A 21693-nucleotide genomic window follows, 5' to 3' on the forward strand; every position below is an offset into this window, starting at 1 on the left:
CGGCCATTCCTCACTCGGCAGACAGCGGCGCGGCCCCCATCGGCAACGCGTCCCCCAGCGTAAGACGCCCCGGCGCCCGGAGGTCTGTGAGGTAAGGCTCATCCCGCTCTGGTCGCGATCTATCGCGTTTCGCTACGCTGACGCGGTGGACCTCGAAAAGCAGCCCCAGAAGCGGCCCGAGCGGCACCCCGCGGCGCCGGCCCCGGCGGCCGTTTCGGGGACGGCCCCGGCGATGCGGGCCTCGGACGCCGACCGCGACCGGGTCGCCGACATCCTCGCGGAGGCGCTGGCCCAGGGGCGGCTCGACGCCGAGGAGCACGCCGAACGGATCGACGCCACGTACCGGGCCAAGACGCTCGGCGAGCTGGAGCCGCTCGTCGGCGACCTCCCCGCCGCGCCGGACGCGCGGTCCGCCCCGGGCACCGCCGCGGACCGCGGCCTCCCCGACGCCTCCGGGGCGTACGGCGAGCCGGAGGAGAAGCTCGTCGCGGTCTTCTCCAGCACCACCCGCCGCGGCCGGTGGCGCGTCGCCGCGCGCACGACGGCCTTCTCCCTCTTCGGCAACATCGAGATCGACCTCACCGAGGCCACCTTCACCCAGCGCCTCACCACCGTCAACGCCATCTCGATCCTCGGCAACGTCGAGGTGCGCGTCCCGGAGAACGTCTCCCTGCGCGGCAACGGCGCGGGCGTCCTCGGCAACTTCGAGGTGGTCACGTTGGAGGCCGCCGACCCCGAGGCGCCGGTCGTCGTCGTCAACGGCTACACGGTCCTCGGCAACGTCGAGGCGCGCCCCAAGCGCGGCAAGCTCATCGCGGACCTCCTCCACGCCAAGCTCCGCAAACACCTCGGCCACTGACCGCGCGCCGGCCGCCCGCCGCCCGCGCACGGGCCGCCGACCGCCCGACCACTGCCCGCGCGCGTCGGCCGCCGGCCGGGGTCAAGGCGGCCCGCCGCACCTCGACCGTCGCTTTTCGGCCGTACCGCGTCCCACCCCCTGGGAGCACACGCCACGCAGTGCATAGGCGTGCGTACAGCGGGTAGGGCTTGCTGCATCGTCTCTCTCGCCCGCGATAGCCGTCGTCAGGAGTAGACCGTGCTGCCACTGCCGCATCAGCCCCTCCAGGTCGCCGCCGTCCCGTCCCAGCGCGTTCCGGCGCGGGAGGACGAGGGTGGTCCCTGGCACACGGAGGCGGTGTGCCGCCGCGACGAGGCGGGACTGTTCTTCGCCCCCTCGAAGGAGCCCACGGCCGCCCGACTGGCCCGCGAGGAGGCCGCGAAGCGGGTCTGCGCCCGCTGCCCGGTCATGGTCGAGTGCCGCGAGCACGCCCTGCTCCAGCCCGAGCCGTACGGCGTGTGGGGCGGCCTCACCGCCGCCGAGCGCCGCGTCGTGCTGGCCCGCCGCCGGCGCCGCGACGTGGAGCTGAAGAAGGCGGCGACGGCCGGCCAGCAGATCGCCGCCGCCGGCTGACCGCCCGCCGGGCGGCGCGGACGACACGGACGGCACGGCCCTGAGCCACCGCGGGCGCGACGCGGCACGGCCCGCACGAGAAGGGGCGCTCCCACCGCACTGGGAGCGCCCCTCTTCGTACCGCCGAAAGCCCCGCCGCCGGCCCGGCCCGGGGCCGGCCCGCCCGGCCCGGCTACTTGGCCCGGTCGAAGTCGATCTGGCTGTACGCGCGCAGCTTCGACAGCCGGTGCGTCGAGTCGATCTGCCGGATCGTGCCCGACTTCGACCGCATCACGAGCGACGACGTGGTGGCGGTCTCGGAGCGGTACCGCACCCCGCGCAGCAGCTCGCCGTCGGTGATGCCGGTCGCGACGAAGAAGACGTTGTCGCCGCGGACGAGATCGTTGGTGGAGAGCACCCGGTCCAGGTCGTGGCCCGCGTCCAGGGCGCGGCCGCGCTCCTCGTCGTCCTTCGGCCACAGCTTGCCCTGGATGACGCCGCCCAGGCACTTGATGGCGCAGGCGCTGATGATGCCCTCGGGCGTACCGCCGATGCCCATGAGCATGTCCACGCCGGTGCCGTCGCGGACCGCCATGATCGAGCCGGCGACGTCGCCGTCCGAGATGAACTTGATCCGGGCGCCGGTCTCGCGGATCTCCTTGACGATCCCCTCGTGGCGGGGCCGGTCCAGGATGACGACGGTGACGTCCTCGGGGGTGGAGTTCTTCGCCTTGGCGACGCGGCGGATGTTCACGGAGACCGGCGCGTCGATGTCGACGTAGTCGGCCGCCTCGGGGCCGGTGACGAGCTTGTCCATGTAGAAGACCGCGGACGGGTCGAACATGGCGCCCCGGTCGGCGGCGGCGAGCACGGCGATGGCGTTCGGCATGCCCTTGGCGGTCAGCGTCGTGCCGTCGATCGGGTCCACGGCGATGTCGCACTCGGCGCCGGTCCCGTCACCGATGCGCTCGCCGTTGAACAGCATGGGCGCTTCGTCCTTCTCGCCCTCGCCGATGACGACGACGCCGTTCATCGAGACGGTGCTGACGAGGGTGCGCATGGCCCGCACGGCCGCGCCGTCGGCGCCGTTCTTGTCACCGCGGCCGACCCAGCGGCCCGCCGCCATGGCAGCCGCCTCGGTGACGCGGACCAGCTCCAGGGCGAGGTTGCGGTCGGGGGCCTCGGGGGAGACCACGAGTTCGGACGGCAGATGATGCTCGGTCATCGGAGCGCACCTTTCTGTACGGCGACGGCCGGTGGTGAAGAGGGTGCTGCGACTCTATCGGTACGTCGACAAATTGAGCAGAGGGGCCCACGTATGAGCACGACGCCCTGATGCGACCATAGGGGGCGTGGCAGGTATGCGAGGCAAGCAGACAGTGCGCGGGATGTTCCAGTCGATGACGGTCATCTGCGCCGTCGCGGCGGTGATCTACCTCTTCGTCCCGCACGACGACCAGGCCGACCCGATCAAGCCCGTCGACTACGGCATCGAGCTGGTGACGGCCCAGCGCGCCGCGCCCTACCCCGTGCTGGCCCCGAAGGGGCTGGGCGAGGAGTGGCGCCCGACGTCGGTGTCGTACAGCCGGCAGAACGACGACTCCTGGCACCTGGGCTACCTCACGCCGGAGCGCGAGTACGTCGGCGTGGAGCAGTCCACGGGCCCCGCGACGCGGTACATCGTCCAGGTCACCCACGACGCCCGGGACACGGGCGAGGTGCAGCGGATCGCCGGCCGGGCGTGGGAGCGCTGGGAGGGCGAGAAGTACGACGCCCTGGTCCTGCGCCAGGAGGGCGTCACGACGGTCGTCACCGGCACCGCGTCCTTCGAGCGCCTCGGCGAGATGGCCGCGGCCCTGAAGTCCGAGAAGGCGCGGAAGCCCGCGACGACCACCGAGACGCCCGCACCCGACGGGAAGCCCGCGACGGTCGGGAAGCCCACGACCGCCGCGAAGCCCGACACCGCCGCGGAGTCCGGAGCCGCCGCGGAGCCCGAGGCCGCCGGCAAGGGCTGAGCGCGCCCACCCACACGACCCACGGACCCGCCCGTCCGGCGCCCGGCATCTGCCGGGCGCCGGACGGGCGGGTCCGTGGGTCCGGGCGAGGCCCCGCGTCAGCGGGCCGGGTCCGGGACCGGGTCCCGGCCGGCGTCAGCGTGCCGCGGCCATCGCGGCGCCGACGATGCCGGCGTTGTTCTGCAACTGCGCGGGGACGATCTCCGCGCGCACGTCGTCGATCAGGGGCAGGAACTTCTCCGCCTTGCGGCTGACCCCGCCGCCGACGATGAACAGCTCGGGCGAGAAGAGCATCTCCAGGTGGGCGAGGTACTTGCGCACCCGGTGGGCCCACTCCTGCCAGCTGAGGTCCCTGTCCTCCTTGACCTTGGTGGAGGCCTGCTTCTCCGCCTCCTTGCCGTGCAGCTCCAGGTGACCCAGCTCCGTGTTGGGCAGGAGGCGCCCGTCGGTGAAGACCGCGCTGCCGATGCCCGTGCCGAAGGTCAGCAGGATGACCGTCCCGCGGCGGCCCCGGCCCGCGCCGTGGGTCATCTCGGCGACGCCCGCCGCGTCCGCGTCGTTCAGCACCGTCACCGGCAGGCCGCCCAGCCGCCCGCCGAGCAGCTCGGCCGCGTCCACGTCGATCCACGCCTTGTCGACGTTGGCCGCCGTACGGATCGTCGAACCGGTCACCACGCCCGGAAACGTCACGCCGACCGGCCCCGACCAGCCGAAGTGCGTGACGACCTCCGCGACGCGGTCCGCGACGTCCGAGGGCGTCGATGGTTGCGGGGTGAGTACCTTGTGGCGGGGCTGCGCCAGGTCGCCGAGCTCCAGGTCCACGGGAGCGCCCTTGATCCCCGACCCGCCGATGTCCACTCCGAAGACGTTCATGGACACCACGTTACGGGTCGGCGCCCGGCGTCACGGGCAGGACCGTCGACCGCGCCCGGACCGGGCCGCGACGGGCCCCGGCGGCGGCCCCGTACGCGGGGAAGGGCCCCCGCCCGGAGGCGGGAGCCCTTCCCCGGAGCCCCGGTCCCGCCCCTACGGGGAGGACCGGAGCCGGACCGGCAGGCGTCAGAAGGCGCCGTTCAGCCACTGCCAGTCGGTGGCCACCGTGATGCCCGGCTCCACCGAGCCGGTGCCGCGGCCCCTGTACACGAGCTGGCACCCCACGCCCCGGCACTCCTCGCCGACGAAGTCGCCCGTGGTGGTGGCGACGAGGTCGGCGAGGCCGTCCCCGGTGACGTCGCCCAGGCCGAAGACGCCGTCCATGACGTTCCAGCCACCGGAACCGACCAGCACCCGCGCCCCGAGCGTGCCGGTGGACGTGCCCGGGTACAGCCACAGCTTCCCGGTGGACGCCTCGCGGGCGATCAGGTCGGCCCGGCCGTCGCCGTTCATGTCGCCCGCGCCGACCAGGGCGTTCATGGCGTTCCAGCCGCCGTTGCCGATGAGCTTGCGCGCGCCGGGGGTGCCGGTGGACGTGCCCGGGTACAGCCAGATCCTGCCCGTGGTCTTCTCGACGGCCAGCAGGTCCGCGCGGCCGTCGCCGGAGAGGTCCCCGTAGCCGACGAGCCGGCTCATGGCGTTCCAGCCGCCGTTCCCGATGAGCGTGCGCGCGCCGAAACCACCGGTGCCGGTGCCCGGGTACAGCCACAGCTTGCCGGTGGCCGTCTCGCGGGCGATCACGTCCTCGCGGCCGTCACCGCTGAGGTCACCGTGCCGGACGAGGCCGTTGAAGACGTTCCAGCCGCCGCTGCCGACCAGCTTGCCCGTGCCGTCGCCGGGCAGGAACCACAGGCGGCCGGCCTTGTCGCGGACCAGGAAGTCGGCCCGGCGGTCGGCGTTCAGGTCGCCGTGGTCCTTCGCCCGGGGCGCGGTGCCGGCGTACCACTGGGGGAACGGCGGGGCGTGGCACTCGCGGAACGTGGGGACGAACCTCACCGAGCTGACGTTGCCCTGCGAGTGGCCCCACTCGGTGCCCCGCGCGTCGGGCGCCCAGGCGTCGACGAAGCCGGTCCGGCCGTGGTTCGGGTCGTCGTGCAGGCAGACGTGCCGGGACGTGCGGTTGACGACCGAGCGGAACGTGTTGTCCCAGGCCCCCAGCGTCGCCCTGTCCGTGTTCGTCTTGTACATGGTGCCGGTGCCGTTGTCGGTCTTCCAGGCACAGAAGTACCCCGCCGGGCAGTCGCCGATGGCGGCCTGCGCGGGCGCGGCGCCCGCGAGGAGCCCGAGCGAGGTGAGCCCCAGCGCCGTGGCCGCCGTGGCCAGGCGCCGGAGCAGTGATGTGCGCATGTGTTTCCCTCCCTGACGCGGCGCGGAGGGACGCTCGACGCGCCGCGGGAGGAAGATACCGCGCCGACGGTTTCAAGCCACCGGCACGTCGTTCCCGCCGATGGCCCGTCGGCCCGGACCAGCCCTGGTGTCTCGACCCGGACCAGCCTGGTGCCTCGACCCGGCTAGCCCTTGTTGAGGGCCGCGGCCTCCGCGCGCAGGTCGCGGCGGAGCTCCTTCGGCAGCGAGAAGGTGATGGACTCCTCCGCCGCCTTCACGATCTCCACGTCCGCGAAGCCGCGCTGCGCCAGCCACTCCAGCACGCCCTCGACCAGCACCTCGGGCACCGAGGCGCCGGAGGTCACGCCGACCGTGGACACGCCCTCCAGCCACGCCTCCTCGATCTCCTCGGCGAAGTCGACGAGGTACGCCTCGTGCGCGCCGGCCAGCTTGGCGACCTCGACCAGGCGCTTGGAGTTCGACGAGTTGCGCGAGCCCACGACGATGACGAGGTCCGCCTCGGCGCCCATCTGCTTCACGGCCAGCTGACGGTTCTGCGTGGCGTAGCAGATGTCGTCGCTCGGCGGCGATTCCAGCAGCGGGAACTTCTCCTTCAGGGCGTCGACGGTCTCCATCGTCTCGTCGACCGAGAGCGTGGTCTGGGAGAGCCACACGACCTTGGACGGGTCGCGGACCTCGACCTTCTCGACGTCCTTCGGGCCGTCGACCAGCTGGATGTGGTCGGGGGCCTCGCCGGAGGTGCCGATGACCTCCTCGTGGCCCTCGTGGCCGATGAGGAGGATGTCGTAGTCCTCGTGGGCGAAGCGCACGGCCTCCTTGTGCACCTTCGTCACCAGCGGGCAGGTCGCGTCGATCGTCGCGAGCTTCCGCTCGGCCGCCTCGTGGTGGACGGTCGGCGCGACCCCGTGCGCGGAGAACATCACGATCGAGCCCTCCGGCACCTCCTCCGTCCGGTCGACGAAGATCGCGCCCTTCCGCTCCAGGGTCTGCACGACGTACTTGTTGTGGACGATCTCGTGCCGGACGTAGATCGGAGCGCCGTACTGCTCCAGCGCCTTCTCCACGGCGATCACGGCGCGGTCCACGCCCGCGCAGTAACCACGGGGAGCGGCGAGGAGGACCCGGCGGGCAGGAGGCGTAGGAGTCATGCCCCCCATCGTAAGGGTGGGTGGATCAGCCCGGAGTTCCCGCACGCTCGCACGCCTCCGCAGGCCCGCACGCCTCCGTACCTCCGCGGGTACCCGTACGCCCGGAGCCCCCCGGCAGGCCGGCACGCCCCGCGGGCGCCCGTACGCCCGCAGGCCCCCCGTACGTCTCCGTACGCCCGTACGTTCCCGCGGGCCCGTACGTCCCGTACGCCGTGGGCCCCCAGGCGCCACCACCCGCCCCCGGACGGCGCCGTACGCCCCCGCCCCGCCCCGGACGGGGGACCGGCGTGTTGTCGGGGGTGGCGCGTACGCTCCCCGTATGCCACTGACTACGTCTGCCGAAGCCCCCCTGCCCGTCGGCGAGGTGTCGCGGCTCATCGGGCGGTGGATCGACCGGCTCGGGGCCATCTGGGTCGAGGGCCAGATCACCCAGCTGTCGCGGCGGCCGGGCGCGGGAGTGGTCTTCATGACGCTGCGCGACCCGTCGCACGACATCTCGGTGAGCGTGACGTGCTACCGCCAGACCTTCGACGCGGTGGCCGACCTGGTGACCGAGGGCGCGCGGGTCGTCGTGCACGCCAAGCCTGAGTGGTACGCGCCGCGCGGCCAGCTGTCGCTGCGGGCCGCGGAGATACGGCCGGTCGGCATCGGTGAGCTGCTGGCCCGGCTGGAGCAGCTGAAGCGGTCGCTGGCGGCGGAGGGCCTGTTCGCGGCGGAGCGGAAGCGGCCGCTGCCGTTCCTGCCGCAGCTGGTGGGGCTCGTGTGCGGCCGGGCGTCGGCGGCCGAGCGGGACGTGCTGGAGGTGGCGCGGCGGCGGTGGCCGGCGGTCCGCTTCGAGGTGCGCAACGTCGCGGTGCAGGGCGTCCACGCGGTGCCCCAGGTGGTGCGGGCGGTGCGGGAGCTCGACGGGCTGCCGGAGGTGGACGTGATCGTCGTCGCGCGGGGTGGCGGCAGCGTCGAGGACCTCCTGCCGTTCTCCGACGAGCAGCTCGTCCGGGCGGTGGCCGAGTGCCGCACCCCGGTGGTCTCCGCGATCGGCCACGAACCGGACTCGCCGCTGCTCGACCTCGTCGCCGACCTGCGCGCGGCGACGCCGACGGACGCGGCGAAGAAGGTCGTCCCCGACGTGCGCGAGGAGCTGGACCGCGTCCACGCCCTGCGGGAGCGGGCCCTGCGCTGCGTGCGCGGGGTGCTGGAGCGCGAGGAGCGCGGGTTGGCGCACGCGCTGGCCCGGCCCGTGATGGAGCACCCGCAGCGGATGGTCGAGGAGCGGCAGGCGCAGGTCGAGGCGCTGCTCGCGCGCAGCCGGCGGGTGCTGGGGCACCTGCTGGACCGGGCCGACTCCGAGCTGTCCCACACCCACGCGCGCGTGGTGGCCCTCTCCCCGGCCGCCACTCTGGAGCGCGGGTACGCGGTGCTCCAGCGGGCCGACGGCACGGTGGTGCGTTCGCCCGGCGACGTGGCGGGGGACGAGGAACTGAGGGCGAGGGTGGCCGCCGGCGCGTTCACGGTACGACGCGTGGACGGCGGCGGCGCCGGGGACCGACCGTAGGGTGGAGGGCATGGCAGTCAATTCGACGGACGCGGCGACGACGGACACGACCGTGGCGGTGACGGAGACCGGCGCGGCGATCGGGTACGAGCAGGCCCGCGACGAGCTGGTCGACGTGGTCCGCCGCCTGGAGGCCGGCGGTACGACGCTGGAGGAGTCGCTCGCCCTGTGGGAGCGCGGCGAGGAGCTGGCGAAGGTCTGCCGCCACTGGCTGGAGGGCGCCCGTGCGCGGCTCGACGCGTCACTCGCCGAGGAGCGCGGGGACGGCGCCGGGGCCGACACGTAGGCCGCGGGATCGACGGCGGGTGTGAGGCGGGGCACCGCGCCCTCGCTTTAGTTGAAGCTTCATCTATATCGGCGTACGGTGGAGGTGTCGCGCGGGCCGCGCGGCACCCCTGACCTCGTACGTCGGAAGGCACCACCCCCATGTCCCTCGTCCTTGACCCCGCCGCCCAGGACCTCCTGTTCCGCGAGGCCCGCACCGCCAACACGTTCACCGACGAGCCGGTGACCGAGGAGCAGGTCCAGGCGATCTACGACCTGGTCAAGTACGGTCCGACCGCCTTCAACCAGACGCCGCTGCGCATCGTCCTCGTCCGCTCCGCCGAGGCCCGCGAGCGCCTGGTGCCGCTGATGGCGGAGGGCAACCGGGCCAAGACCGCGACGGCGCCGCTCGTCGCGATCCTCGCCGCGGACAACGAGTTCCACGAGGAGCTGCCGAGGCTCTTCCCGGCGTTCCCGCAGGCCAAGGACGCCTTCTTCGCCGAGCGTGCCGCCCGCGAGTCGGCCGCCGGCATGAACGCCGCGCTCCAGGCCGCCTACTTCATCGTCGGCGTCCGTGCGGCGGGCCTCGCCGCCGGCCCGATGACCGGCTTCGACCCGGCGGGCGTCCAGAAGGAGTTCCTGGACGACGACCACACCCCGCTGATGATCGTCAACATCGGCCGCCCGGGCCCCGACGCCTGGTACCCGCGCTCTCCGCGCCTCGACTACACCGAGGTCGTCACCACCGTCTGACGGCCCCGGCTCCCGGCCCCCCGGCCCCCGGCGCCGCGCCCCGCGCGCGCCCCACAGGCGACGGCCCCGCGGCACCACCCCCCTGGTGCGGCGGGGCCGTCCCATGTCGTACGCCCCACCGCCCCGGCCCACGGCCACCGGTGCCCGGTCCCGCTGCGCGCCCCTGTCGAACCGCTCGACGTCAGGGGCGTCGCTGGGCCGCCGTGGCCCGGCCCTGGGCATGGGCCTGGGCTTGTGCCTGCGCCTGCGCCTGCGCCGCGGCGCGCTGCCGGCGGCCCATGAGGCGTACCTTCCGTACCGACGTGATGACGCCGGCCACCAGGGTCCCCCCGTACAGCCACCCGGCGTGCACGGCGAGCGCGGTGATGACGGCCATCGTGTGCCCGCCGATCCCGCCCTCGCCGCCGGCGATCGGCACGACCCCGACGGCGAACGCGATCGGGACGCTGATCGGCGCCGTCACCAGGTCCGGTCCCCGCACCCACAGCGCCGTCGCGGCGCTGACCGGCAGGAACAGCAGCCCGTACACCAGCGGCGAACCGTCGAAGAGCAACCAGTCCAGACAGCCGATGAGCAGCATCGTCGCCGAGGCGAAAAGACCGCCGCCGATCCCGGTCAGGCGCGGGTTCGGCAGCCGCCGCAGGGCGTGCACCACCGGCGGCGCGGTCCGCCGCCCACCGGGCCGCGCGCCGGGCGGCGCCGCGGGCCGGGGCCTCGCCGGGTACGCGGCCGGACCCTCCGCGATCGCGCCCCGGGGCGCGGCGGGGGCCTGCGGCCGCGGTCGCCGCGGGCGCCGGGGGGGACTGCTCCTGTGCTGCTCCACGTCAACAAAGTAGGCCGGGGAGGGCGGCAAAACCGGTATGGGACACACCTTTGGAGTGACCTTGGCGTGAAGTCCTCCCGTCGGGCGCCGTCCGCCCGCCCGTCGCGGCGGGGCCCGGCGCGCCCGTAAACTGGGGGGTCGGCCCACCATCCACACTTCTAGGGAAGTCGCCAACGTGTCGCTCACGATCGGAATCGTCGGCCTGCCGAATGTCGGCAAGTCGACCCTGTTCAACGCCCTGACCAAGAACGACGTGCTGGCGGCCAACTACCCGTTCGCCACGATCGAGCCGAACGTCGGCGTCGTCGGCGTCCCGGACGCCCGGCTGACGAAGCTGGCCGAGATCTTCTCGTCCCAGCGCATCCTCCCGGCGACGGTCGACTTCGTCGACATCGCCGGCATCGTGCGCGGCGCGAGCGAGGGCGAGGGCCTGGGCAACAAGTTCCTCGCGAACATCCGCGAGTCGGACGCGATCTGCCAGGTCATCCGCGCCTTCAAGGACGAGAACGTCGTCCACGTCGACGGCAAGGTCTCGCCCAAGGACGACATCGAGACGATCAACACCGAGCTGATCCTCGCCGACCTCCAGACCATCGAGAAGGTTCTTCCGCGCCTCCAGAAGGAGTCCCGGATCAAGAAGGACGTGGCGCCGAAGGTCGCGGCGGTCGAGGCCGCCAAGGAGATCCTGGAGCGCGGCGACACCCTCTTCTCGCAGGGCATCGTCCAGGGCGGCGAGAAGGCGGAGCTCCTCCACGACCTCCACCTGCTCACCACCAAGCCCTTCCTCTACGTCTTCAACGTCGACGAGGACGAGCTGACGGACGAGGCGTTCAAGGACGAGCAGCGCGCGCTGGTCGCCCCCGCCGAGGCGATCTTCCTCAACGCCAAGCTGGAGGCGGACCTCGCCGAGCTGGACGACGAGGACGCCATGGAGCTCCTGCAGTCCGTCGGCGCCGAGGAGCCCGGCCTCGCCACCCTGGCCCGCGTCGGCTTCACCACCCTGGGCCTCCAGACGTACCTGACGGCCGGCCCGAAGGAGTCCCGCGCCTGGACGATCAAGAAGGGCGCGACGGCCCCCGAGGCGGCCGGTGTGATCCACACCGACTTCCAGAAGGGCTTCATCAAGGCCGAGGTCATCTCCTACGACGACCTGGTCGCCACCGGCTCGGTCGCCGAGGCCCGCGCCGCCGGCAAGGCCCGCATGGAGGGCAAGGAGTACGTGATGCAGGACGGCGACGTGGTGGAGTTCCGCTTCAACGTGTGATGAATCCGTTACCGCGCTGGGTGATCCGTCAGGCGTGCGGTCGAAGGGGTCGACTCCTCCCGGAGTCGACCCCTTCGCTGTCACCGTGCTGGATGGGTGCGGGATGTTCTGACGCTGGATCAGTCGGCGTCAGGTGTCGTAAACGGTGGCGCGATGCCCGACGTGGACGACCCACACCACGAGCTCTCCGTTGTCGATCGTGCAGACGACCCGGTAGTCGCCGACTCGCAGCCGGCGGCGTTCCGGCTGAGACACGAGCGCGGTGGTGTTGAAGCCGAGGGGGTCGCTCTCCAGCTCGGTCAGCTTGGCCAGGATGCGCAGCGCCGTGTCGCGAGGGATCTTCCGAGGCCCGCGCCTCCGGTCGGAAGACGGTCCTCGGCGGCGTGAAAGGGCGCTACCTCATCGACAGGTCGGCGCTGGCCCGTCGGGGCGAACCGGCAGTGCGCGCACGGCTGGACGCGCTGGACCGCGATGGGCTCCTGGCGGTGTGCGCCCCGACCGAGTACGAGGTTCTGTAGTCGGCGCGCGGGAAGCCCGAAGCGCTGCGGCTGCGCTCCCTGCTTCGTGGATTCGACCATCTGCCCTGCACCGACGAAGAGTTCGAGCGGGCGCTCGAGATCCAGGCCCTGGCCCTGAACGCCGGTTTTCACCGGGCGCTGTCACCGGCGGGCGTCCTCATCGCGGCGACCCGAGCGACATCGGGCCATGGTCCTGCACTACGAGGGCGACTTCGACATGATCGCTTCGGTGAGCGGTCTGCAAGCGGAGTGGGTCGTGGAGCCGGGTACCGCCGACCGAGTCGGGAACGCGCACCGGCCCGCGCAGGCGTCGGGTAGCGTCCTCGGCCTCGATTCCCCTTGCGCTTCGCCGAGATTCCCGTGCTGGCGATGGTGCTGGGACGAGCACGCGTATCCGCAGGTCAAACATGGTTGCCGATCCGTAGGTCCGGCAGGGTGGTCGGCACCGCCTGAGTCGGGTCCCGCCCGAAGGCTCCCACGTGGTCCGGCCCCACAGCGCACCCTGATGCCCTCGCCGCTCGTGGGGAGAGTGGGTGGGGAGGGGGCTTTGTGGTGGTGGGTACTTGAGGGGCGAACCGCGTGATCGTTAGGATCGGGCGCGAAGTCGGGGGATTTCAGGGGGGCACGTCATGAAGGCACGTCGACCAGCCGTCGGCACCGCCGGTGCGGCCGTGGACGCGAGGCGTTCGCGTACCGCCGGCCGGTTCAGGTACCGGCCCTCCTAGCCGCCTCCACCGGGGCCGCGACCCGTCGGTGATCCGTCTCGGCGCCCTGTCGGCCCGCACGGTGACCCGACCGTCGCCGGTCGTGTGCTTCCGGTGTCGTACGGGCGCCGATCGCCATGCCGCCAGGTCCCTGATCGTCGGGCCCTCGCGTTCCCGGGGCAGTGCCCCGACCGTCGTACGACCGTACGAACCGCTCGCCCCACCGCAGAACCGTGCCCCGCCGCGACCGACCGACCGCGTCCTCGCGCGCCGGGCCCTTCCCGAAGGATGACGCATGCACGTACCCCGTCCGCGCACGGCACGGACCACCGGCCTCCTGGCCGCCGCCGCCGCGATGACCGTGGGACTCCTCCCCGCCACTCCCGCCGCGGCGGTGACCGGCCCGCAGGCCGCCGCCGGCACGCACCCGTACGCGGTGCAGCTGACGCTCGGCGAGGAGCCGACGACCCGCGGCTGCACCGGCACGCTGGTCGACCGCTACTGGGTGATGACCGCCGCGAGCTGCTTCGCCACCACGCCCGGCACGCCGGTCCCGGCCGGCAAGCCGGCCGTCAAGGCCACCGTCACCCTCGCCGACGGCAAGTCCGTCGCCCTCACCGAGATCGCGCCGCGCGCCGACCGCGACGTCGCCCTCGTACGCCTGGCCACCCCTGTCACCACCGTCCCGGTCGCCCCGCTCGCCGGCGCGACCCCGGCGGTCGGCGCCGACCTGACGGCGGCCGGGTTCGGGCGTACCCGGACCGCGTGGGTGCCGGACAAGCTCCACACCGGCGCCTTCACCGTCGACTCCGCCGACTCCACCACCCTGCGCATCACCGGCAAGGGCACCGACGCCATCTGCAAGGGCGACACCGGCGGGCCGCTGCTCAACGCGGCCGGCGAGGTCGTCGGCGTCAACTCCCAGTCCTGGCAGGGCGGCTGCTTCGGCGGTAACCCGGCCGAGACCCGCACCGGCGCCGTCTCCGCGCGCGTCGACGGCCTGGCGGAGTGGGTGCGGCAGCAGAGCCTCACCACCGCCTCGATCCGCAACGCGTTCAGCGACCGCTGCCTGTTCGTGTCGTGGCGCACCCCGGAGAACGGCGCCCAGGCCCGGCAGGCGGACTGTGAGCCGCAGTACGCCGACCAGGTGTGGAAGCTCCAGCCGGTCGCCGGTGGCGGCTACCAGATCCGCAACACGTTCACCGACCGCTGCCTCTTCGTGTCGTGGCGCACCCCGGAGAACGGCGCGCCGGTGCAGCAGTTCGACTGCGAGCCGAAGTACAGCGACCAGGTGTGGAAGCTGGAGCCCGTCACGGGTGGCGGGTACCAGATCCGCAACGCCTTCACCAACCGCTGCATGGTCGTCTCGTGGCGCACGCCGGACAACGGCGCGGCGGTGACGCAGTACGACTGCGAGCCGAAGTACAGCGACCAGGTGTGGAAGCTCTGATGCCGGTGCCGGTGCCGGTGCCGGTGCCGGTGCCGGCCGGTGGGTCGGGGCCGGGCCGCCTGCCCCTGCCGGTCTGACCGGCCGGCCGTGGGAGGCCGCCCACCCCGCGTGACGCGTGGGGAGGGTGGCCTTCCGTCGTGTACGGGGACGGGCGGGTCAGCGGCCCGCGGCGCCGGGACCGGTGGCGGCGAGGTGGGCCGCCAGGTGCTCGCGGGTGGTCGACGGGTCAGCGACCAGGGCGGACAGCGTGTCGTCCGCCAAGGGGGCCGTCGCCACGGCCGGACACCGGTGGCAGGCCGCGACACCCGTCTGGTGCCACCACTTGCAGTGGGCGCGCAGGTGGCAGCGCGGGACGGGGGCGCCCTCCGCGGACGGCAGGGCCAGCATGCGGTCGGCCAGCCCGCAGGCGGTGCCGACCCGGTTGGCGCACCCGCTCACGCAGTGGGAGGCGAAGCGGAGCACCCGGGTGGGCGGGACGCCGTCCGGGAGGGCGGCCACCACCTCGGCGGCCGGGAGGGGGGCGGCCAGGTAGTCGACCCGGCCGTCCGGCCCGGAGCGCACGCCGAGGACGACCGCCTCGGGGCGGTCGGGCGAGCCGCTCGGGCACCAGTGGAGCGGATCCGCCGGGGCTGCTTCCCGCGCTTGATGGGGCTGCTGGGGCACCCGGGCCGTCGGGGGGCTCGGGGCCTCCTGGGGCCGCTGGGCCGTTCGGGCTGCCGGGGCCGCCTGTGCTTCCCGGGGTGCCCGCGGTTCCGGGGGCCCTGAGGGCGCTGGGACTTCCGGGAGCGCCGTGGTCTCCCGGGGCGCTGGGGGGCGCGGGGTAGGCGAGGGGCCCGACGCGGTCATCGTCAGCAGGGCTTCGTGCCGGTGTCGCCCTGGGGCGCCAGGTAGCCGACCACGTTCCCGTCGGTGGCCCCACCGCCCGTGCCCGCCTCCAGCGCGACGGCCCGCAGGAGGCTGTCGGCGAGCTGCTGCGGGGTGGCGATGCGGCCGGCCGCCGGTGGGCCGGCCGCGGGGGCCGCTGACGTGGTCTCGGCCGAGGCCGCCGCAGGGGCCGGCGCCGCCGTGGCCGTCGTCACCGACGCGGCCGCCAGACCGGTGGCCAGGGCCGCGGCCGCCGCCGCGGAGCGCAGCGTGGACTTCTTCATCCGTCAACTCCCTTGTCATGAAAGGAACCCGGGCACGTACACCGTGCCCTGTGCGGTCCGCCGCGGCAAGATCCGTGCCGCGCCGCTGAGCGCGCCGGGACGACGGTGGGCGACGCGGGGGGATGTGTCCGGCCTGTTCGCCCCCGCCCGCCCGGGTCGCTCCGCGCGGTGGTCCGCGGCCGTCGGGCGCGCCCACCGCGTGGAGCGGCGCGGGAGGAGTGCCAGGCCAGGGGCGAAACGGGTGATCCGACTCCGCGATCCGGGCAGATGCCACGCGCACGTACCGTCGCGACGGTCGACGTATCAGTTGTGTGGCACAGCTGTTAACGACGGTTCAGGACCCTTGTGGGTTTCCTGTGGATCGGCGAACCTTTCGCTGGCAGACCGAGACGGAACACGCCGCGGACATCGTGGCGCACACCGCCGTGCATGCGTTCAGGGGTTGTCATGCACCTGCCGAGCCCCCACAGCAACGCACCACCAAATGAGGAGGACCCCTCACATGTCAGTGATGCGTACGTCGCGGCGAAGAGTCGCCGCGGCCAGTGCCACCGCCGTCGCCGCCCTCGCCCTGGGCTCCCTCGCCGCCTTCCCGGCCGCCGCCGCCGGGTCGGCCGCCGAGGGCGTCATCCAGTACGCGGGCGCCCCCAACGCCGTTCAGGGCAGCTACATCGTGACCCTGGACGAGTCGGCCGCCGACTCGGACGCCTCGTCCGGCAAGGCGGTCGCGGCCCGTTACGGCGCGAAGATCAAGAAGACGTACACCGCGGCCCTCAACGGCTACGCGGTGGAACTCTCCGAAGCCCAGGCGAAGAGGCTCGCCGCCGACCCGGCCGTCGCCTCCGTCGTCCAGGACCGCGTCTTCACGATCTCCGGCACACAGCCCTCGCCGCCCTCCTGGGGCCTGGACCGGATCGACCAGCGCGCCCTGCCGCTGAACCGGAGCTACACCTACCCGGAGCCGGGCGGGGACGGCGTCACCGCGTACGTCATCGACACCGGCGTCCGCATCAGCCACAGCGACTTCGGCGGCCGCGCGGCCAACGGCTACGACGCGGTCGACAACGACAACACCGCCCAGGACGGCCACGGCCACGGCACCCACGTCGCCGGCACCGTCGGCGGCTCCGCGTACGGCGTGGCCAAGAAGGCGAAGATCGTCGGCGTCCGCGTCCTGAACAACCAGGGTTCCGGCACGACCGCCCAGGTCGTCGCCGGCATCGACTGGGTGACCCGGAACGCCGTCAAGCCCGCCGTCGCCAACATGAGCCTCGGCGGCGGCGCGGACAGCGCGCTCGACACCGCCGTGCGCAACTCCATAGCCGCCGGCATCACCTACGCCGTCGCGGCCGGCAACGACAACAGCAACGCGTCGAACTACTCGCCGGCCCGCGTCGCCGAGGCCATCACGGTCGGCTCGACGACCAACTCCGACGCCCGCTCCAGCTTCTCCAACTACGGCAGCGTGCTGGACGTCTTCGCTCCCGGTTCATCCATCACCTCGGCGTGGAACAGCGGCGACAGCGCCACCAACACCATCTCCGGCACGTCGATGGCGGCGCCCCACGTCGCCGGCGCCGCCGCGCTGTACCTGGCCAACAACCGGACCGCCACCCCGGCGCAGGTCTCCTCGGCGCTCGCCACCGCCGCCACCAGCGGCGTGGTCGGCAACCCGGGCACCGGCTCCCCGAACCGCCTGCTCTTCGTGGGCGCCGGCGGCGACGAGCCCCCGCCCACCGGCTCCCGCTTCGAGAACACCGGTGACTACGCCATCGCCGACAACGCCACCGTCGACTCCCCGGTCACCGTCACGGGCGTTGCGGGCAACGCCCCGACCGGCCTCAAGGTCGAGGTCAACATCCAGCACACCTACATCGGCGACCTGCGCGTCCAGCTCGTCGCGCCGGACGGCACCGCCTACACGCTGAAGGACCACGGCACGGGCGGCAGCGCCGACAACATCAACACCACGTACACCGTGAACGCCTCCGCCGAGGTCGCCAACGGCACGTGGAAGCTGCGCGTGAGCGACAACGCCCGGTACGACACCGGCAAGATCGACTCCTGGGCGCTGCAGTTCTGACGCCCGGACCCGCGTGAGCTGAGTCGAGGGGCGGTCGCCGATCCGGCGGCCGCCCCTTGCGCGCGCTGCCCCTTGCGCGTGTCGCCCCTTCCGCGCGCTCGACCGGCCACCCGGGTACGCCCGGGGCCGAGCGGTCCACTCCTCCCGTGTACGCCCCGCTGTGTCCCGGGCGTCCCGCCGCCGGCCGGTGCGGGGCGCCGTCCATCGGTGCGGCTACCGGCGCGGGGCACGTCGGCCGGTTCGGGCATCCCCCGGTCGTCCAGTCAGGGCGCGTCCGCCGGTTCGGGTTTCCCGCCGGCGGGGCCGGTCCGAGGGCGCGCGGCGGCCGGTCCAAGGCGCCTCGGTCGGTGCGGAGCGTGCCCGATCGTGCCGGCGGTCCGTCAGTGGCCCCTAGTGGTCACGCAGATGCGGCCGGAGCGGGTGGCAGGCGGTGGTGGGGCGCCGACGACCCCGCGGAACGTCGGCCCCCCGGGCGCATTAGGCGGCCCGTCGCCGACCGCGTACGATGCGCGCCGCTCATACGTTTGTTCGCCCCCGCCCCGACAGGAGCACCCCACCCGTGTCATCGTCCCCCCAGGGCTGGCCCGCGCCCCAGCAGCCCTACCCGCCGGTGCCCCCGCCTCCCGGGGCCCCGCTCCCGTCGGCGAACACCAACGGCCTCGCCATCACCTCGCTCATCGCCGGTGTCGTCTGTCTCGTACCGCCGCTCGGTCTGGTCCTCGGCGCCGTCGCGCTGCGGCAGATCAAGCGCCGGGGCGAGAGGGGCAAGGGCCTCGCGATAGCCGGCATGGTCCTCTCCCTGATCAGCTCGCTGCTGATCGCCGTCGGCTTCGCCACCGGCGCGTTCGGCGACGCCCTGGACGGGGTCCGCAAGGTGAAGGACGAGGTGGCGAGCTCCCATTCCGCCTTCTCCCTGCGCACCGGCGACTGCTTCGACCAGCCGGGCGGCACGGCGAAGGAGCAGGAGGTCGAGCGGGTCAAGAGCGTCGACTGCGCCACGCCGCACGACGCCGAGGTGGCCGGCTCCTTCCAGCTCGCCGGGAGCGCCTACCCGGGCGTCCCGGCGATCGAGAAGCTGGCCGAGGAGCGGTGCGTCTCCATCGGCGAGAAGTACTCCCTGGACTCCTGGGCGGTGCCGGAGAACGCGGTGACGTTCTACTACCACCCGACCGCGGAGAGCTGGCGGCAGGTGAAGGACCGCACGGTGACGTGCGCCTTCGCCGCCGAGAAGGGGAAGCTGACCGGGTCGCTGCGCGCGGACGGCACCACCCTCACCGCCGACCAGCTGACCTACCTCGAAGCCCTGAACGCGGTCGACGCGGCGCTGCTGAAGGAGCCCGAGGACGATCCGGAGACCGACCTCGACGGCAACGTCGCCTGGGCGGGCGCGCTGGAGAAGACCCTCGGCAGCTCCGTCGCGCGGCTGAAGGGCCACACCTTCGCCCCCGCCGCCGCCCAGCCCGTGGCCGGTGTGGTGCGGAAGCTGGAGAAGGCCCGCAAGCACTGGGCCGAGGCCGCGGACGCGGCGGACGCCGACACCTTCTGGGAGCACTACGAGCCCGGTTACGAGGCCCTGCCGCTGGACCTCGGGAAGGACGCGCGCGGCGCGCTCAAGCTCTCCACCAAGGCGCCGGTCGAGCCGACCGGCTGACGCGGGGTCGCGCGGGTCCGCCTCCGGTCCCGGTGCCACCGCCAGGGGGTGTGCGACAGTCGCCCGCCGTCGCGCACCCCCTCGGTGCGTCGGTCCCCCCGCCCCCACGCGGCCGTCATCACTTCGAGTGATTCTCTGGCCCATGCTTGCGGGGTGGAACTCTCGGTTGCCACGCTGTAGCTGTCTGTCAACCTGATGGGAGTGGCCCGTGTCTTTCGGTGAGCAGCCGGCCTATCTGCGCGTTGCGAGCGATCTCCGCAAGAAGATCGTCAACGGCTCGCTGCCGCCGCACACGCGGCTTCCCTCGCAGGCCCGCATCCGCGAGGAGTACGGGGTCTCCGACACGGTCGCCCTGGAGGCCCGCAAGGTCCTGATGGCCGAGGGGCTCGTCGAGGGCCGCTCCGGCTCGGGGACGTACGTGAGGGAGCGCCCGGTCCCGCGCCGCATCGCCCGCTCCGGTTACCGCCCGGCCGGGGGCGCGGTGAACCCCTTCCGCCAGGAGCAGTCCGCCGAGGGTGCCCGCGGTACGTGGGAGTCAGGCAGCGAGCAGGAGAAGGCGACGGCGGAGGTCGCGGTCCGGCTCGGCATCACCCTGGGCGACCCGGTGATGCGCACGCGGTACGTCTTCCGGGACGCGGGCGAGGCGATGATGCTCTCCACCTCCTGGGAGCCGCTCGCCATCACGGGCCGGACCCCCGTGATGCTCCCCGAGGAGGGGCCGCTCGGCGGCTGCGGCGTCGTCGAGCGCATGGCCGCCATCGACGTCGTCGTGGACAACGTCGTGGAGGAGGTCGGTGCGCGCCCCGGCCTCGCCGAGGAGCTGCTGACGCTGGGCGGCGTCCCCGGACACGTGGTGATCGTGGTGGAGCGCACGTACTACGCCTCCGGGCGGCCGGTGGAGACGGCGGACGTCGTCGTACCGGCCGACCGGTACCGGGTCGCGTACCACCTGCCGGTGCGCTGAACGCCGCGGGTGGGGAGGCCGGGGCGGGAGGGGGAGGCGTCGCTGCCGGGACGGGAGGGAATGTCCCCCTTCGTGGCGGTTCAGGGGGGCGCACTCGGCCAGGTGCGCCCACTTTCCGGGGGCGCCCCCTGGCCGGATGCGTATCTCTTTGTGTAAAGGCGTATCCGGTCCGTGAAGGTCAGGCGTAAGCTCAGGCATATGCGGAGTGCGGTTTCAGCGGCATGTGCGGCGACAGGTGACCGGGCGGGGGGATCGGCATGATGCCCGACAGCGGTACGACTCTTCTCTGGCAGGTCATCCGCCAGGACGACAACGGCAACCACTACCGGGTCGGCAGGTACGCCACGCGGGACGAGGCGCAGAAGGTCGTCGACAGCCTCGACTCGCGCGGCCGGCAGCGGCTCTACTGGGTCGAGCGCATCGGGGAGCCCGCGCACTGACCCACGCGGGGTGGATACGCTCCGGCGCATGAAGGAGTGCGTGGACCGCGTCGTGGTCGCCGGAGCCGTGTTCGACCGGGGGCGGCTGCTCGCCGCGCGCCGCAGTGCGCCTCCCGAGCTCGCCGGGCGCTGGGAGCTGCCCGGCGGCAAGGTGGAGCCGGGTGAGGGCGGGCCCGAAGCCCTCGTGCGCGAGTTGCGCGAGGAGCTGGGCGTCGAGGTCGAGCCCTGTGAGCGGATCCCGGGGGAGTGGCCGCTCAAGCCCGGTTACGTGCTGCGGGTGTGGACGGCGCGGGTCCTCTCTGGCGAGCCGCGGCCGCTCCAGGACCATGACGAACTGCGGTGGCTCTCCCGTCGGGATTGGGACAGTGTCGACTGGCTGGATCAGGACGTTCCCGCGGTGATCGAGGCCGTCCGCCGCCTCCCCGCTCCGGACCCCGCCGATCCGGCGCGCTGAACCGGCCGGGGCGACCGGTGCGCCGCCCGCCGCCGGCCCGCGCTGACCCGGCCTTTCCGGCACGGAGCGGCCGGGTCCGGTGCGGCCGCGCGTGCCGGCTGCGCCCCTCCCGCCCGCGACGGCCGGTGCCGGTCGGTCCGTCAGGTGGGGCCCGGGCCCGGCGCCCCGTTGCGCCGTTCGTGCCACATAAGGTCCGACCTGACGGTAAATCGCACCGGATTTCGGGTATGTCACGATTGGCCCCCTCTCTCCGGGGCGTCGCCTCCTCGGTCTGGGAAGTGATCGGCGTGATCGACACCCAAGGCGCACGCGCCGAGTGGACCTTGCCCGGGGAGCTCGACGCGGTCCGCGCGGCCCGGCACGCCGTCCGCGACACCCTCCGCGGCTGGGAGCTGGAGGCCGCGGTCGGCGACCTCGCGGTCCTCCTCGTGAGCGAGCTCGTGACCAATTCCCTGCGGTACGCCCATGGACCGATCGGCGTACGCCTCATCCGTCTCCCGTCGCACGACGCGTCCGTCCCGTCCCGTGCGGCCCTCCTCGTCGAGGTCTCCGACCCCCTCCCCGACCCCCCGCGCGCCCGCCCCGCCGGCCCCGATGACGAGGGCGGACGCGGGCTCCAACTCGTCGCTTGCTCCGCGGCCCGCTGGGGTACGAGGAAGGGGAGGTCGGGTAAGACGGTGTGGTTCGAGCTGTCCCTGCCGGGTTAGAAGAGGGAAGGGACAACGATCACCG

The 21693-nt window shown here is 73.4% G+C and carries 21 protein-coding genes and 2 pseudogenes; 15 read left to right on the forward strand and 8 right to left on the reverse strand.

Annotation, left to right across the window (positions count from 1 at the left end):
• Positions 1 to 145: 145 nt before the first annotated feature.
• Positions 146 to 859 carry a DUF1707 SHOCT-like domain-containing protein gene (locus NRO40_RS19350; protein ID WP_058940575.1) on the forward strand — a complete coding sequence of 238 codons (714 nt, stop codon included), beginning with the start codon at positions 146 to 148 and terminating at the stop codon, positions 857 to 859.
• A gap of 237 nt (positions 860 to 1096) precedes the next feature.
• Positions 1097 to 1471: a WhiB family transcriptional regulator gene (locus tag NRO40_RS19355; protein WP_058940576.1), complete on the forward strand. Its 375-nt coding sequence runs from the start codon at positions 1097 to 1099 to the stop codon at positions 1469 to 1471.
• Positions 1472 to 1643: 172 nt separating this feature from the next.
• On the opposite strand, the gene glpX is transcribed toward NRO40_RS19355, so the two are convergent.
• Complete coding sequence (glpX, locus tag NRO40_RS19360) at positions 1644 to 2675, reverse strand: class II fructose-bisphosphatase (RefSeq protein WP_058940577.1); 1032 nt, start codon at positions 2673 to 2675, stop codon at positions 1644 to 1646.
• A 136-nt stretch (positions 2676 to 2811) separates the two neighbouring features.
• Between glpX and NRO40_RS19365 the strand changes: the two genes are divergently transcribed.
• On the forward strand, positions 2812 to 3465 hold the full coding sequence (locus NRO40_RS19365; RefSeq protein ID WP_198549257.1) for a DUF4245 domain-containing protein: 654 nt from the start codon (positions 2812 to 2814) through the stop codon (positions 3463 to 3465).
• A 135-nt stretch (positions 3466 to 3600) separates the two neighbouring features.
• Here NRO40_RS19365 and ppgK read toward each other — a convergent pair whose 3' ends face one another.
• From ppgK to NRO40_RS19380, 3 genes are all read right to left on the reverse strand, one after another.
• A complete protein-coding gene (ppgK, locus tag NRO40_RS19370; protein ID WP_058940578.1) occupies positions 3601 to 4338 on the reverse strand; it encodes a polyphosphate--glucose phosphotransferase in 738 nt (245 codons plus the stop codon).
• 186 nt (positions 4339 to 4524) lie between these two features.
• Positions 4525 to 5745: an FG-GAP-like repeat-containing protein gene (locus tag NRO40_RS19375; protein WP_058940579.1), complete on the reverse strand. Its 1221-nt coding sequence runs from the start codon at positions 5743 to 5745 to the stop codon at positions 4525 to 4527.
• 164 nt (positions 5746 to 5909) lie between these two features.
• Positions 5910 to 6893 (reverse strand): 4-hydroxy-3-methylbut-2-enyl diphosphate reductase, encoded by a 984-nt coding sequence (locus NRO40_RS19380; protein ID WP_058940580.1) that lies wholly within the window; start codon positions 6891 to 6893, stop codon positions 5910 to 5912.
• 319 nt (positions 6894 to 7212) lie between these two features.
• Here NRO40_RS19380 and xseA point away from each other — a divergent pair, with 319 nt between their 5' ends.
• The 3 genes from xseA to NRO40_RS19395 all read left to right on the forward strand — a co-directional run bounded on the left by xseA (position 7213) and on the right by NRO40_RS19395 (position 9462).
• Complete coding sequence (xseA, locus tag NRO40_RS19385; protein ID WP_058940581.1) at positions 7213 to 8445, forward strand: exodeoxyribonuclease VII large subunit; 1233 nt, start codon at positions 7213 to 7215, stop codon at positions 8443 to 8445.
• Between the two features lie 10 nt (positions 8446 to 8455).
• Positions 8456 to 8731, forward strand: coding sequence for an exodeoxyribonuclease VII small subunit (locus NRO40_RS19390; RefSeq protein ID WP_058940684.1), 276 nt, complete (start codon positions 8456 to 8458; stop codon positions 8729 to 8731).
• Positions 8732 to 8871: 140 nt separating this feature from the next.
• The gene (locus NRO40_RS19395) at positions 8872 to 9462 is read left to right on the forward strand and encodes a malonic semialdehyde reductase (RefSeq protein WP_058940582.1); all 591 of its coding nucleotides are present in this window, start codon (positions 8872 to 8874) and stop codon (positions 9460 to 9462) included.
• Between the two features lie 181 nt (positions 9463 to 9643).
• Here NRO40_RS19395 and NRO40_RS19400 read toward each other — a convergent pair whose 3' ends face one another.
• Positions 9644 to 10117, reverse strand: a complete 474-nt coding sequence (locus tag NRO40_RS19400; RefSeq protein ID WP_058940583.1) for a DUF6542 domain-containing protein — start codon at positions 10115 to 10117, stop codon at positions 9644 to 9646.
• Positions 10118 to 10460: 343 nt separating this feature from the next.
• On the opposite strand from NRO40_RS19400, the gene ychF reads away from it, so the two are divergent.
• A complete protein-coding gene (gene ychF / locus NRO40_RS19405) occupies positions 10461 to 11549 on the forward strand; it encodes a redox-regulated ATPase YchF (protein ID WP_058940584.1) in 1089 nt (362 codons plus the stop codon).
• A 129-nt stretch (positions 11550 to 11678) separates the two neighbouring features.
• On the opposite strand, the pseudogene NRO40_RS19410 reads toward ychF, so the two are convergent.
• Positions 11679 to 11937 (reverse strand): annotated as a pseudogene (locus NRO40_RS19410) (type II toxin-antitoxin system RelE family toxin); the annotation flags it as partial.
• Between NRO40_RS19410 and NRO40_RS19415 the strand changes: the two are divergent.
• Both NRO40_RS19415 and NRO40_RS19420 read left to right on the forward strand, forming a co-directional pair.
• A pseudogene (locus tag NRO40_RS19415) lies at positions 11933 to 12344 on the forward strand (PIN domain-containing protein); the annotation flags it as partial. The pseudogenes NRO40_RS19410 and NRO40_RS19415 overlap by 5 nt on opposite strands.
• 722 nt (positions 12345 to 13066) lie before the next feature.
• A complete protein-coding gene (locus tag NRO40_RS19420) occupies positions 13067 to 14221 on the forward strand; it encodes a trypsin-like serine protease (RefSeq protein ID WP_058940585.1) in 1155 nt (384 codons plus the stop codon).
• Positions 14222 to 14377: 156 nt separating this feature from the next.
• Here the strand turns inward: NRO40_RS19420 and NRO40_RS19425 are convergent, their stop codons facing one another.
• Positions 14378 to 14884, reverse strand: a complete 507-nt coding sequence (locus NRO40_RS19425; protein ID WP_058940586.1) for a hypothetical protein — start codon at positions 14882 to 14884, stop codon at positions 14378 to 14380.
• Positions 14885 to 15069: 185 nt separating this feature from the next.
• Complete coding sequence (locus tag NRO40_RS19430; protein ID WP_058940587.1) at positions 15070 to 15369, reverse strand: hypothetical protein; 300 nt, start codon at positions 15367 to 15369, stop codon at positions 15070 to 15072.
• Positions 15370 to 15871: 502 nt separating this feature from the next.
• Between NRO40_RS19430 and NRO40_RS19435 the strand changes: the two genes are divergently transcribed.
• From NRO40_RS19435 to NRO40_RS19460, 6 genes are all read left to right on the forward strand, one after another.
• Positions 15872 to 17452, forward strand: a complete 1581-nt coding sequence (locus NRO40_RS19435) for a S8 family peptidase (RefSeq protein ID WP_058940588.1) — start codon at positions 15872 to 15874, stop codon at positions 17450 to 17452.
• A 559-nt stretch (positions 17453 to 18011) separates the two neighbouring features.
• Positions 18012 to 19103 (forward strand): DUF4190 domain-containing protein, encoded by a 1092-nt coding sequence (locus NRO40_RS19440; RefSeq protein ID WP_058940589.1) that lies wholly within the window; start codon positions 18012 to 18014, stop codon positions 19101 to 19103.
• Positions 19104 to 19311: 208 nt separating this feature from the next.
• Positions 19312 to 20067: a GntR family transcriptional regulator gene (locus NRO40_RS19445; RefSeq protein ID WP_058940590.1), complete on the forward strand. Its 756-nt coding sequence runs from the start codon at positions 19312 to 19314 to the stop codon at positions 20065 to 20067.
• 260 nt (positions 20068 to 20327) lie between these two features.
• Positions 20328 to 20507 carry a hypothetical protein gene (locus NRO40_RS19450; RefSeq protein ID WP_058940685.1) on the forward strand — a complete coding sequence of 60 codons (180 nt, stop codon included), beginning with the start codon at positions 20328 to 20330 and terminating at the stop codon, positions 20505 to 20507.
• A gap of 28 nt (positions 20508 to 20535) precedes the next feature.
• Positions 20536 to 20961, forward strand: coding sequence for a (deoxy)nucleoside triphosphate pyrophosphohydrolase (locus tag NRO40_RS19455; protein WP_058940591.1), 426 nt, complete (start codon positions 20536 to 20538; stop codon positions 20959 to 20961).
• Between the two features lie 278 nt (positions 20962 to 21239).
• Positions 21240 to 21668: an ATP-binding protein gene (locus NRO40_RS19460; RefSeq protein ID WP_058940592.1), complete on the forward strand. Its 429-nt coding sequence runs from the start codon at positions 21240 to 21242 to the stop codon at positions 21666 to 21668.
• Positions 21669 to 21693: the final 25 nt, after the last annotated feature.

It is taken from the genome of Streptomyces changanensis (genome assembly GCF_024600715.1).
In the GTDB taxonomy this organism is placed as follows: Bacteria; Actinomycetota; Actinomycetes; order Streptomycetales; family Streptomycetaceae; genus Streptomyces; species Streptomyces changanensis.